This is a genomic window from Curtobacterium sp. UCD-KPL2560 (genome assembly GCF_001705035.1).
In the GTDB taxonomy this organism is placed as follows: domain Bacteria; phylum Actinomycetota; class Actinomycetes; order Actinomycetales; family Microbacteriaceae; genus Curtobacterium.
In genome coordinates, this window is the sequence record NZ_MCIG01000014.1 from 40,182 (window position 1) to 53,305 (window position 13,124).

Annotated in this window: 8 protein-coding genes and 1 tRNA gene; 3 read left to right on the forward strand and 6 right to left on the reverse strand. The window is 72.4% G+C overall.

What is annotated here, in order from left to right; all coding sequences use genetic code 11:
- Nucleotides 1–44 precede the first annotated feature (44 nt).
- The 3 genes from BEP24_RS05885 to BEP24_RS05895 all read right to left on the reverse strand — a co-directional run bounded on the left by BEP24_RS05885 (nucleotide 45) and on the right by BEP24_RS05895 (nucleotide 2,573).
- Nucleotides 45–117 (reverse strand) — tRNA-Arg (locus BEP24_RS05885).
- Between the two features lie 110 nt (nucleotides 118–227).
- On the reverse strand, nucleotides 228–1,013 hold the full coding sequence (locus BEP24_RS05890; protein WP_065961314.1) for a dienelactone hydrolase family protein: 786 nt from the start codon (nucleotides 1,011–1,013) through the stop codon (nucleotides 228–230).
- 135 nt (nucleotides 1,014–1,148) lie between these two features.
- Nucleotides 1,149–2,573 (reverse strand): glucose-6-phosphate dehydrogenase, encoded by a 1,425-nt coding sequence (locus tag BEP24_RS05895; RefSeq protein WP_065961316.1) that lies wholly within the window; start codon nucleotides 2,571–2,573, stop codon nucleotides 1,149–1,151.
- A gap of 81 nt (nucleotides 2,574–2,654) precedes the next feature.
- Here BEP24_RS05895 and BEP24_RS05900 point away from each other — a divergent pair, with 81 nt between their 5' ends.
- The 3 genes from BEP24_RS05900 (at nucleotide 2,655) to BEP24_RS05910 (ending at nucleotide 8,204) form a co-directional block, all read left to right on the forward strand.
- Nucleotides 2,655–3,824, forward strand: coding sequence for a Gfo/Idh/MocA family oxidoreductase (locus BEP24_RS05900; protein WP_065961318.1), 1,170 nt, complete (start codon nucleotides 2,655–2,657; stop codon nucleotides 3,822–3,824).
- A gap of 121 nt (nucleotides 3,825–3,945) precedes the next feature.
- A complete protein-coding gene (locus BEP24_RS05905; RefSeq protein ID WP_065961320.1) occupies nucleotides 3,946–5,760 on the forward strand; it encodes a thiamine pyrophosphate-requiring protein in 1,815 nt (604 codons plus the stop codon).
- Nucleotides 5,761–5,876: 116 nt separating this feature from the next.
- A complete protein-coding gene (locus BEP24_RS05910; RefSeq protein ID WP_065961321.1) occupies nucleotides 5,877–8,204 on the forward strand; it encodes a bifunctional UDP-sugar hydrolase/5'-nucleotidase in 2,328 nt (775 codons plus the stop codon).
- Between the two features lie 304 nt (nucleotides 8,205–8,508).
- On the opposite strand, the gene BEP24_RS05915 is transcribed toward BEP24_RS05910, so the two are convergent.
- From BEP24_RS05915 to efeO, 3 genes are all read right to left on the reverse strand, one after another.
- Entirely contained in the window at nucleotides 8,509–10,437 is a 1,929-nt protein-coding gene (locus BEP24_RS05915; RefSeq protein ID WP_253181591.1) for an ABC transporter ATP-binding protein, read from the reverse strand.
- Nucleotides 10,438–10,550: 113 nt separating this feature from the next.
- The gene (locus BEP24_RS05920) at nucleotides 10,551–11,831 is read right to left on the reverse strand and encodes a Dyp-type peroxidase (protein WP_065961323.1); all 1,281 of its coding nucleotides are present in this window, start codon (nucleotides 11,829–11,831) and stop codon (nucleotides 10,551–10,553) included.
- A complete protein-coding gene (gene efeO, locus BEP24_RS05925) occupies nucleotides 11,828–13,048 on the reverse strand; it encodes an iron uptake system protein EfeO (protein ID WP_065961327.1) in 1,221 nt (406 codons plus the stop codon). Before efeO ends, BEP24_RS05920 begins: the two co-directional genes overlap by 4 nt.
- Nucleotides 13,049–13,124: the final 76 nt, after the last annotated feature.

The window sequence follows — 13,124 nt, forward strand, 5'->3', positions numbered from 1 at the left end:
CGACTCCGGGCTACACCCGGGGCTACACCTCATCCGTACTTCCGTGCGCTCGAAGGGACTCGAACCCCCAACCTTCTGATCCGTAGTCAGATGCTCTATCCATTGAGCTACGAGCGCATCCGGCTTTCCAGCCGAACCGGCCTTGCGGCCGTGGAAGACTCTACAACAGGTCCGGCGCGGACGCGAATCGAGCTCCTCCGGGGCGGCCCCTCGGCGTGTCGCGCGGGTCAGGCGACGGTCGACTCCTCGTCGAAGACCTCGGCGAGGAACACCTGCAGCGCCTGCCACGACCGACGGTCCGCGCGCTCCTGGTACTGCGCACCGTGGTCCGGCGCGTCGGTGCCCGGCACGGCGAACGCGTGCATCGCGCCCGCGTAGGTGACGACCTGCCAGTCGACCTCGGGGGCGCCGCGCATCTCGTCCTGCCACGCGGTGACCGCGCTGTCCGGGACGACCGGGTCCGAACCGCCGGTCAGCACGAGCAGCTTCGCGCGGATCGCCGACGCGTCCGACGGGTCGTGCGCGATGAGGCCGCCGTGGAACGACACCGCACCGACCAGGTCGGCACCGGTCCGGGCGAGCTCGAGGGCCCCGGAGCCGCCGAAGCAGTACCCCATCACGACGATGCGGGAGTGGTCGACGTCGGGGTCCTCGCGCAGCCGGTCGAGCCCCGCCGTGAGCCGGGCGCGGAACAGCGGCAGGTCCTGGTAGAACGAGCCGGCGACCTCGGACGCGGTGTCGTCGCCGGGACGGACGCCCTCGCCGTAGACGTCGGCGCCGAACGCGACGTAGCCGAGCCGGGCGAGCATCGTGACGCGGGCCTCGACGTGCTCGTTGACGCCGTGCCAGTCGTGCACGACGAGGACGCCGGGACGCGGCCCGGACACGGCGTGGTCCTTCGCCAGGACACTGAGGAGCGCGGTGCCGTCGTGGTCGTGACGAACGGGCTCGACGCGGACGTCGGAGCCGGCGGGAGCGGGGACGGTGGACAGGACGTCGTCGGTGGTCTTCACGGTGCGCGACGTTACGCCGCGCGACCAGGAACGGGTCGGGAGGCGCGTGGCGGGCCCGCACCGCGCCTCCCGTCCGACCGCTCGCACGACGGGAGGCGCGTCACCAGCCCGCCACGCGCCTCCCGCCCGACCGCGTCAGCAGTCGACGTTGTCCCAGCCCTCCGGCCCCTCGGACCCGGCCGCGTAGTCGTCGAGCGGCGTCTCGCCGGAGCGCCACGCCTGCAGGAACGGCTCGACGACCTTCCACCCCTGCACCGCGCTGTCCCCGCGCACCGACAGGGTCGCGTCGCCCTCGAGCACCCCGGCCAGGACCTCGCCGTAGGCGCTCAACCGCCCCGGGTTGAACGTCGTCGACAGCGAGGTGTGGTCGATCGTGTACGGGTCGCCGGGGCCGTTCACGTTGAGCTCGAGCTGCATCTCGTCCGGGGCGATCCAGATGCGCAGCTTGTCCGGCCGCTCGGGCCCGGTCAGCCCGTTCGGCACGTGCGGGGAGTCCTTGAACGTCACGACGATCTCGCGGCGCTGCTTCGCGAGCGCCTTGCCCGACCGCAGGGTGAACGGCACGCCGGCCCAGCGCCAGTTCGCCACCTCGACGGTGAGCTGCGCCAGGGTCTCGGTGCCGAGCGAGGGGTCGACGCCGTCCTCGTCGACGTAGGCCGGGAGCGACCGGTCGCCGATCGTGCCCGCCGTGTACCGGGCGCGCTTGCCCGCCGCGACCACGTCGCCGCCCCACGGCCGCACGGCCCGCAGCACGAGCTCCTTCTGGGTGCGGAGGTCGTCGGCGTCGATGGACGCGGGGGCCTCCATCGCGACGACGGCCATCACCTGCAGCAGGTGGCTCTGGATCATGTCCACGAGCGCGCCGGCCTTGTCGTAGTACCGCGCGCGGCCCTCGAGCCCGAGGGTCTCGTCGTACACGATGTCGACGCGGGCGACGTGCTGCGACGACAGCAGCGGCTCGATGATGCGGTTCGCGAACCGCAGCCCGAGCAGGTTCAGCACGGTCGACCGGCCGAGGAAGTGGTCGACGCGGTGGATGCGCTCCTCCGGCAGGAACGAGTGCAGCAGGTCGTTGAGCTGTTCGGCGCTGCGGGCGTCGGTGCCGAAGGGCTTCTCGAGCGCGAGCCGGGTGCCGGCCGGCAGGTCGAGGTCCTTGAGCTCGGCGCAGCTCTTCTCGGTGACCGCGGGCGGGAGCGCGAAGTAGATCGCGGGGTCGTGGTGGCACGCGGCGAGCAGCGCCTCCAGGTCGTCGGCGTCGGTGACGTCGGCCTTGCGGTAGGTCGACGCGTCGACGACCGCCCGGAGGCGCGCGCTCAGCCGCTCCCCGCCGTCGTGGGCGCCCTCGTCCTCCTCGTTCTTCGACGCCTGCGCGTTCTCGAAGGAGGTCCGCACCTGCGCCTTCCAGTCGGCGTCGGAGAGGTCCTCGACACCGGCCCCGACGAGCTGGACGTCCCAGTCCTCCTTCACCTCCAGCAGGGTGGCGAGGCCCGGCAACAGCAGGCGCTTGGACAGGTCGCCGCTGGCTCCGAGGATGAGCAGGCTGGTCTGGAGGCTCGACATGCCCCAGAACGTACTCACGCGTTCCGGCGCGTGGCCGGGCTGCGTCGGTACGGTGGGTCGAGTCCGTCGCGGAGGAGCACCATGAGCAGTGGGTACGGAGGGCGACGCATCCGCGTCGCGGTGGTCGGCACCGGGATGATCGCGGGGGTCCACGCCCGCGCCGCGCGTGCGGCCGGCGCCGAGGTCACCGGCGTCCTCGGTCGGACGCCGTCGCGGTCCGACCAGGTCGCGGAGCAGCTCGACGTGCCGCGCGGGTACGCCTCGCTCGACGACGTCATCGCCGACCGTCCCGACGTCGTGCACGTCTGCACGCCCAACGACCAGCACCACCCGCAGGCGCTCGCGGTCATCCGTGCGGGCATCAACGTCGTGTGCGAGAAGCCGCTCGCGATCGACGCCACGCAGGCCGCCGAGCTCGTCGCCGCCGCCGACGAGGCCGGGGTCGTCGCCACGGTGCCGTTCGTGTACCGGTACCACCCGATCGTCCGGGAGATCCGCGCCCGGGTCGCCGCGGGCGAGCTCGGTCGGTTGCTCGCGGTGCACGGGCACTACCTGCAGGACTGGATGCTCGACGAGGACGCCTCGAGCTGGCGGGTCGACGCCGGTGCGGGCGGACTGTCCCGGGCGTTCGCGGACATCGGGTCGCACTGGTGCGACCTGGTCGAGTTCGTCACGGGCGAGCCCTTCGCGTCCGTCTCGGCCGCGACCGACGTCGTCTACCCGACCCGACCGGCGGCCTCGGGGCCGTCGTTCTCCGGTTCCCCCGACCCGGACCCGGTCGCCGACGCCTCGCAGCGCGCCGAGGTGACGACCGAGGACACCGCGGTCGCGACCTTCCGCACCGCCACCGGCCGGATCGGCAACGTCGTCGTCTCGCAGGTGGCCGCCGGGCGGAAGAACCGGCTCTGGTTCGAGGTCGACGGCACCCTCGGGTCGGCCGCGTTCGACCAGGAGCAGCCGGAGTCCGCGTGGTTCGGCAACGAACGCGGCGCGCAGATCGTCGTCCGCGACCCGGCCCTGGGCTTCCCGGACCAGCGGCGTCTGGCGGTCGTGCCGGCGGGGCACCCGCAGGGGTACCTCGACGCGTTCGCGGCGTTCGTCGCCGACACCTACGCCGCGGTCCGCGCCGAGGGCGACCGTTCGGCCTGGCCGGACGGACTGCCGACGTTCGCGGACGGGGCCCGAGCGGCGCAGGTCATCGACGCGGTGGTCGGCAGCGCCGCCGAGGGTGCCTGGCGGCAGATCCGGTAGGACCCGGGACACCGGCGTGACGCGACGTGGGCCTCCCGCGGGCGCGCCGTGGGCCTTCCGCGGGTACCCGCGGGCACCGGGGAGCTGAGCGCGTACAGGAACCGGCGAGCACGGTGGGGGCATGGGCCAGACCGTGAGCGACTTCGTCATCGACCGCATCAAGGCGTGGGGTGTGTCCCGCGTGTTCGGGTACCCCGGGGACGGCATCGGCGCGTTCGACGGCGCCCTCGGCAAGGCGGACGGCAGCGAGCGCGCGCTCGAGTACGTCCGGCCGACCCACGAGGAGATCGCCGCGCTCATGGCGACCGCGCACGCGAAGTTCACCGGCGAGGTCGGCGTGTGCGTCGCGACGTCGAGCCCCGGAGCGTTCCACCTGCTCAACGGCCTGTACGACGCCCAGATGGACAACCAGCCGGTCGTCGCGATCGTCGGGCAGCAGGGCCTGGCGTCGATGGGGTCGTTCACGCAGCAGGAGTCGAACCTCGAGCGCGTGTTCGCCGACGTCGCCTGCTACGTCGAGACGGTCGCCACGCCGGACGCCGTCGGGGTCGTCGTCGACACCGCCTTCCGCACCGCGATGCTCCGCAAGCAGCCGGCCGTCGTGGTCCTCCCCCACGACGTGCAGGCGATGGCGTACGAGGCACCCGCCGCCGAGCACTGGGTGTCCCGGTCGAGCGACGTCGCGCCGTCGACGCGGATCACTCCGCCGCAGGACGAGATCGCGCGGTTCGCCGAGATCCTCAACGCCGGCGAGCGCATCACCTTCCTCGTCGGGGCCGGTGCCCGGGGTGCCACCGACCTCGTGCTCGCCGCGGCCGAGAAGACCGGCGCCGGCATCATCACGGCGCTGCGCGGCAAGGACGTCGTGCCGTCCGACGTGCCGTACCACACGCAGCAGGTCGGGCTCCTCGGCTCGCGTCCGAGCCTGACGCAGATCAAGGAGTGCGACACGATCGTGCTCCTCGGGACGAACTACCCGTACGGCGAGTACCTGCCCGCGAGCGGTCAGGCGCGCGGCGTCCAGGTCGACATCCGGCCGGAGATGATGGGCCTGCGCTACCCGACCGAGCTCAACCTGTGGGGTGACGTCGGGTCGACGCTCGAGGCGGTGCTCCCCCTGCTGCACGGCGACCCCGACACTGCGTGGCAGGACAAGCTCGCCGGCGAGATGCGCGAGTGGGAAGCCGAGATGGACCGCCAGGCCGAGGTGCACTACAGCGACGGAGTGAACCCCCGCCGGGTGATCCGCGCCGTGAACGAACGGCTGCCCGAGGGCGTCACCGTGACGTGCGACGCCGGCACGACCGCCGACTGGTACGGCCACCACATCCGGCTCCGCCGCGGCATGCACGGCGACATGTCCGGCCGCCTGGCGACGATGCTCGCGGCGATGCCGTACGCCGTGACCGCCAAGTTCTCCTTCCCGGACGCACCGGCCGTCTGCACGATCGGCGACGGCGCGTTCCAGATGCTCGGCATGAACGAGCTCATCACCGTCAAGAAGTACATGGCGCAGTGGCCGAACCAGCAGCTCGTCATCGTCGTCGTGCACAACGACGACCTCGGGCAGGTGTCGTGGGAGATGCGGACCGAGGACGGCAACCCGATGTGGTCCGGCTCGCAGGACGTCGAGTCGATGGACTACGCCGGGTACGCCGAGCTGCTCGGCTTCACGGGCATCGCGGTCCGGAGCGACGACGAGGTCGACGCCGCCGTCGAGCGTGCGTTCGCGAACCCCGGCGTGACGCTCATCGACGCCTACGTCAGCCGCAACGTCCCGCCGCTCCCGCCGCACATCACCGCCGAGTACGCGATCAACACCGCGAAGAGCCTGCTCAAGGGCGACCCGCAGGAGCTCGGCGTGGTGAAGGACTCGGCGAAGGCGATGGCCGCCGAGGCCGTCGAGCGCGTCAAGGGTGCCCTCGGTCGCGACTGACCCCGCGCCCCGCCCTGGCCCCCGGACGCGGGCCAGGGCGGTGCCGTGTGAACTCCGCGTGACGTGTTGCGGCACCCCCTGGCGTGTTGCTGAGGGATTTCGTAGGTTCGTCGCCGATGAACACCCACACCTCCCCACGCCGTCGGCGCCTGGTCGGTACCGCGACCCTCGCGACCGCCGGTGTCCTCGTAGCCCTGTCAGCCCCGTCCGCCGCCCTCGCCGCCGACGGTGACGTGACGATCGACCTCTACAACGTGAACGACTTCCACGGTCGGATCGCCCAGTCCATCTCGGTGACGTCCGGCAAGCCGACGCCGCGGGACGGCGACGCAGCCGGCGCGGCCGTCCTCGCCGGCGCACTGGACCGGTTCCGCGGCGCCGACCCGTCGCGGTCGGCGTTCGTCAGCTCCGGCGACAACATCGGTGGTTCGACGTTCGAGTCCTTCATCCAGCAGGACCAGCCGACGATCGACGTCCTCAACCAGATGGACCTGTCCGTCAGCGCGATCGGCAACCACGAGCTCGACCGCGGTCAGACCGACCTGCGCGACCGGGTCATCGGCCCGGACGGCGCCCGCAACGCGAAGTGGGACTACGTCTCGGCGAACATCCTCGACGCGGCGACCGGGAAGCCGGCGTTCGACCCCTACGCGATCCAGGAGATCAGCGGCAAGCGGGTCGGGTTCATCGGCGCGACCGTCGACCTCGTCGGGCAGGGCCTCGTCAGCCCGGCCGGCATCGCAGGCTTGCGCATGGGCGACATCACCACCGAGGTGAACAAGGTCGCCGCGCAGCTCACCGACGGCGACGAGTCGAACGACGAGGCCGACGTCCTGGTCCTCCTCGTGCACGACGGGGCCGAGTCGCCGAACGTCGCAGACCTGTCCGGCGGTTCGGACTTCGCCCGCGCCGTCCGGGGAGTGACGCCGGACGTCTCGGCGATCCTGTCGGCGCACACGCACCAGACCTACGTGCACCAGGTGACACTCGCCGACGGCAGCACGCGTCCGGTGATCCAGACCGGTTCGTACGGCTTCAACCTCGGCCACGTGCAGCTCACCGTCGCTGCCGACGGGAGCGTCCGACCGACCAAGGCCGAGAACATCCGTCTCGTCGACGCGGGGACCTTCGCCCCGGACGCGAGCGTGGCGGCCACCGTCGACACCGCGGTGAAGGAGGCCGATCGGCTGGGTGCCGTGGTCCTCGGCTCGGTGGACCGCGACATGAAGCGCGCCGTGCAGACCAACGGCTCCGAGAACCGCGGCGGCGAGTCGACGCTCGGCAACTTCGTCGCCGAGGTGCAGCGTTCCCAGACCCAGCGCCAGGGCTCGCAGATCGCGTTCATGAACCCCGGTGGCCTGCGCGCGGACATGACCGCCGGTGCCGTCACCTACAAGCAGGCCGCCGCGGTCCAGTCCTTCGCGAACACGCTCGTCGTGCTCGATCTGACGGGCGACCAGATCCGCCGTGCGCTCGAGCAGCAGTGGCAGCCGTCGACCTCGAGCCGCCCGTTCCTCAAGCTCGGCACCTCCGAGGGCTTCTCCTACACGTACGACCCGCTCGCGGCCGCCGGGTCGCGCATCACCTCGATGACGCTGAACGGCACACCGATCGTCGCCGGGACGACCTACAAGGTGACCGTCAACTCGTTCCTCGCGACCGGCGGGGACAACTTCGGCGCGTTCAAGGAGGCCGCCGTGAAGCAGGACAGCGGCAAGGTCGACCTCGAGGCACAGGTCGAGTACTTCACTGCGAACCCGAAGGTCGCGGTCCGACAGGACCAGCGCGCCGTCGGCGTCCGGGTCTCCGGGGTCCCCGAGGGTGGACTGCGCCCTGGCGACCCGGTGCGGATCGACCTGTCGTCGCTGACCTTCAGCAGCGCGGCCGACCAGGGCGGCACCGTCTCGGTGGGCGCCGGAGGAACGACACTCGCGTCTGCCCCGATCGACACCACGGTGGTCGACACCACGGACGAGCAGGGCCGCGCGACCCTGACGTTCACCGTCCCCGGGGCGACCGCCCAGCCGGGCACCGAGCAGCCGCTCGCCGCGCGTGCGGTCAGCCGGGCAGCGGTGGCTCCCACCGCCACGACGGACCAGCCGCTGGTCGTCACCCTGCCGAACGGCCAGACGATCACGCTCGCCGTGACCGTCCCCGTCGCGGCCGTCGTCGACCCGGGCACGCCGGGTGGCGGCGGCACGACCGCCCCGGGCACCGGCGGCACGGTCGGCGGCGGCACCGCCGGCGGGACCGTCGGCGGCGGGACCACCGGCACCGCCGGCGGCACCGTGCCACGGACCGGTTCCGGGTCCCTCGCGTGGACCGGTGCCGAACTGGTGCCGGCCGGCGTGGCCGCGGGCCTGCTGCTCCTGACCGGGGCGACCGCCATGGTCCTGGTGCGTCGTCGCCGCCTGCAGCACGAGGCGACCGTCGAGGCGGACTGACACCGCGCCTCCCGGCTCGATCGCGGACGGGCCGTCCCACCCAGGTGGGGCGGCCCGTCCGCCGTGTGGGGGGCCGTCGGACGACGGGCTCGTCCCACCGATCGTCCGCGGATCGCACCGGGACTGCTGACGGTTCCACGACGGGGGTACGCTCGGCGTGTCGCACCGCGACGCGTCGCGCCGGGTCGCCTCCCAGGGCCGGACGGTGGTTCCGTTCGTCGGACTCCGTGACGCGGGTGCCCTCCGTCTCCAGGGAAACGACGGAGGGCACCCACTCACCCCACCCGGCGGCGGGTCCCGGCGCCTAGTGCGTGGTCGGCGTCCCCGCGTCGACCGGCACCCCGGCAGTGCCCGCAGCGACCACGTCCGGCGCCTGCACCGCGAACTGCGTCCGGTGCAGCTCCTCGTACCGGCCGCGACGTGCCAGGAGTTCCTCGTGTGTGCCCCGTTCCACGATCGAGCCGTCCTCGACCACGAGGATCTGGTCCGCACTGCGGATCGTCGACAGCCGGTGCGCGATCACCATCGCCGTCCGCCCGTCGAGCGCCTCGCTCAGGGCCGCCTGCACCGCGGCCTCGGACGTCGAGTCGAGCGCGGCGGTGGCCTCGTCGAGGATGACGACCCGCGGCTGCGCCAGCAGGAGCCGGGCGATCGTCATCCGCTGCCGCTCACCGCCGGACAGCCGGTAGCCCCGCTCCCCGACCATGGTGTCGAGCTGATCGGGCAGCGACCGGACGAGCGTCTCGAGCCGCGCACGGCGCACGGCGTCCCACACCTCGTCGTCGGTCGCCTCGGGCCGGGCGAGCCGGAGGTTCGAGCCGATGGTCTCGTGGAACAGGTGTCCGTCCTGGGTCACCATGCCCATCGTGTGCCGCATCGAGGCGAAGGTGACGTCACGGACGTCGGTCCCGGCGAGACGCACCGCACCGCTGTCGACGTCGTACAGGCGCGCGAGCAGCTGGGCGATCGTGGACTTGCCGGCGCCGGACGACCCGACGAGTGCGACGGTCTGCCCCGGCTCGATGCGGAACGACACCCCGTGCAGGACCTCGTCGCCGCCCCGGGTGTCGAGTGTGGAGACCTCCTCGAGCGAGGCGAGGGACACCTTGTCGGCGGACGGGTAGGCGAACCGGACGTCGTCGAACTCCACCGACACCGGGCCGTCCGGCACCACGACGGCGTCGGGTCGCTCCTGGATGAGCGGTTCGAGGTCGAGCACCTCGAAGACGCGCTCGAAGCTCACCACCGCGCTCATGATCTCGACGCGCGCGTTCGCCAGGCTGGTCAGCGGCGCGTACAGGCGGGTGAGCAGGAGCGCGAGGGTGACCACGTCGCCGGTGTTCAGCTGCCCACCGAGCGCGAGGGCCCCGCCGAGCCCGTACACGAGCGCCAGCGCGAGCGCGGAGACGAGCATGAGCGCGGTGACGAAGACGAACTGCAGCATCGCGGTGCGGACCCCGATGTCGCGGACGCGGGCGGCCCGGACCCGGAACTCCGCGGACTCGTCGTCCGGACGGCCGAACAGCTTCACGAGGGTGGCGCCGGGCGCCGAGAACCGCTCGGTCATCTGCGTGCTCATCGCGGAGTTGTGGTCGGCGGCCTCCCGTCGGAGCGCGGCGAGCCGGCTGCCCATCCGACGGGCCGGCACCAGGAACACCGGCAGCATCACCACGGCGAGCACGGTCACGAGCCACGACGTGCTGAGCATGACGCCCAGGGTGAGGACCAGCGCCACGAGGTTCGTCACGACGCCGGACAGGGTGCCGCTGAACGCCTGCTGCGCGCCGATCACGTCGTTGTTGAGCCGGCTGACGAGGGCACCGGTCCGCGTTCGGGTGAAGAACGCGATCGGCATCTTCTGCACGTGGTCGAACACGGCGGTGCGGAGGTCCAGGATGACGCCCTCACCGATCCGCGCCGAGTACCAGCGGGTGAGGAGCGATGCGGCGGCGTCGGCCACCGCGACCAGGGCGATCACGACCGCGAGCCAGACGATCGTGCCGACCGCCCCACGAGCGGCGATGACGTCGACCACCTGACCGGCGAGCACGGGCGTCGCGACCGCGAGGAACGCCCCGACGACGGACAGGGCGATGAACACCACGAGCTTCGCCCGGTACGGCACCGCGAACGTCATGATGCGCCGGACGGACTCCCGCGAGAAGCCGTGCTTCCCGTCCCTCGCGGTGGAGATCTTGTAGAGCGAGCTCCAGGCCGCGCCTTCCATGCTCATGGTGTCCCCTTCCGGCCGCCACCGACCCGGGTGGTCCGGGGGCGCGGGTCGTCCCCCGTGGCGGGGACCAGGGAGTCAGGATACGTCGGGGGCGGGGAGCGCCGCGGCCAGCGTCAGCGGAACAGCTGCTCCCCCACGTACGACCCCTTCCGCGGTGCCGGCGGGACGGCGAACACCCCGGAGCCGATGTGCGACACGTACTCGTTCAACCGGTCGGACGCGCCGAGCTTCCGCTGCAGCCGCGTGAAGTGCTCGGGGTCGTTCACGTAGGCCGCGAACAGCAGCCCGGCGTCGAGCTGGCCGTACTGGTTCAGTCCGTCCGTGTAGTTGTAGCCGCGGCGGAGGATCTTCACGCCGCCGTTGTTCTCGTGCGCAGCGAGCGCGACGTGGGACCGCGGGTCGATCGCGGTCCCGCCGTCCGACCCGGCGCCGTGTGCGGCGGCGTGGAAGTCCGGCGTCGTGTGCTCGCTCCCGCCGGACAGCGGCGCCCCCTCGACCTTGGTCCGGCCGAACACGCGCTGCTGGTCGCTCACCACGTCGGCGTCCCACGTCTCCAGGTTCATCCGGATCTTCCGCACGACCTGGTAGCTCCCGCCCGCCATCCACCCGGCGTCGTCGTCGAGCCACACGAAGCGGTCGTACTCCTCGTCGGTGGTGACGTTGCGGGTGCCGTCCTTGAAGCCCATCAGGTTGCGCGGGGTCGACTGCGTGGGCCCGGCCGAGGCGCGGCCGAAGCCGATGACCGTCCACCGCACGGTCGCGGTGCCGCGGGCCATCCGCGCCAGGTCGCGCACCGCGTGGTACGCCACCTGCGGGTCGTCGGCGCAGGCCTGCAGGGACAGGTCGCCGCCGGTCAGGCCGTCCTCGAGCGCGTCGCTCGGCAGGGTCGGGATCGCCGCGAGGTGCGCCGGCCGCTTGGACGCGAGGCCGAAGCGCTCGTCGAACACGCCGGGACCGAGCCCCACCGTGACCGTGAGCGACGCGGGCCCGAGGTCGAGCGCCTCGCCCGTGTCCGCGCCGACGCCGTTCCCGTGCGCGGGCTCGACGCTGCCGATCGTCCGACCGGCCTGCAGCTGCGCGATCGCCGCGGACCACCGGGCGAGCAGGACCTGCAGCTCGGTCGCGGTCGACGCGGTCAGGTCGAACACCATGAAGACGCAGTGCCGCTGCGGGGTCGTCCGGATGCCGCCCTGCGGCTGCCGCGCGGCGGTCGCGTAGAACGGCACCTGCTGCGACAGGTCGATCGACTCGTCGGCGTTCCCCGCGGCACGGAACGGGTCCACCCCGGTCGCGGCCGCGGAACCGGCGATCCCGGCGGCCGCCCCGACCCCGGCACCCGCGGCGGCGAGGCCGGCACCGAAGAGCCCTCGGCGGGAGACGTGCGGTGCGGTCACGCGGTCGCGACCTTCTCGGCCAGGCGGGAGAGCGGGTCCTGGAGCGCCTGCACCTGCTGCGAGATGCGGTTGGCGTCCTTCGCCTTCGCGGCGTCGTCCCACGTCGTGAAGCCGCCGAGGGCGTTGCCGTCGCGGAAGCCGTCCATCATCGTGTTCGTCGCGTCGAACTGCGCAGCGATCTGCTTCGTGAGCGCCGGGTCGACCTTCGTCAGGCCGGGCTTGAGGTACGCGAAGGCCTGCCGGGCGCCCTCGACGTTCGCGGCGAGGTCGACGAGGTCGATGTGGCTGTACGCCTCCTCCTCGCCGGTGACCTTGTTCGACTGGACCTCCTCGAGGAGCCCGGCCGCGCCGTTCGCCAGGTCCTCGGGCTTGTACTGCAGCGTCGGCACGAGCTTCGCGAGGAGCTGCACGTTCTCGGTCAGGTCCGCCGCGGTCTGCTTCGTCGACGCGGTGATCGCACCGGCCTGGAACAGGTCCTTCTCGACGGCGTGGAAGCCGCTCCAGCCCACGGCGTCATCGAGGTTCGACGCACGCATGTCCACGAGGTAGTCGAGGTTGCCGGCGTTGTCCGTCGCGCTGTGCCCCTTCTTCACGAAGCCGTCGACGTCGCTCTCGACGTGCTCGTAGAACGGCCGGGCAGCCGCGTAGTCCCGCTTCGCCGCCTCGAGGTCGCCCTTGTCGACGTCGGCCTGGAGCTGCTGGACGGCGGTCACCATGTCGGTGACCTGGCCGTCGACGTACGTCGCGTAGCCCTTCGCACCGTCGGCGAGCAGGGCCGCGGCACTGCTCCCCGCGGTCGCGGCGGCCTTGCCGGTGACGGTGAAGTCGGTGAGCTCCTCGGTCGCCCCGGGGCAGTACACCTGGTACTTCCCACCCGTGAGCGTCGCGGTGAAGGTCACCGGGGCCAGACCGGGCGCGAGGTTCTCCTTCTCGCCGAGGATCCGCTGGTCCTGCAGCAGCTCGACCTCGGTGATCGCGGTCGAGCTCTGGTTCTCGACGCGGAACGTGACGGGGCCCGCGGGGACCTTCGTGGTCGACACGGCGCAGGCGTCGGAACCGTCGTTCGTCAGGGTGATGGTGACGCGCGAGACCTTCCCGGTGCCGCCGGTGGCGTCGTCGGCGGGGGTGCTCGCGGCGCAGCCGGTGAGCGCGAGGGCGGTGACGGTGCCGAGGGCACCGAGGGCGATCAGGGGTCGGACGGTCCTACCGAACGGCATGGTCGAGGCTCCTTGCAGGGACGTCGGCGGGCGGTCCGCGCGACGGGTCGGTTCCGGGGGTGGTGGTCGTGGGGGC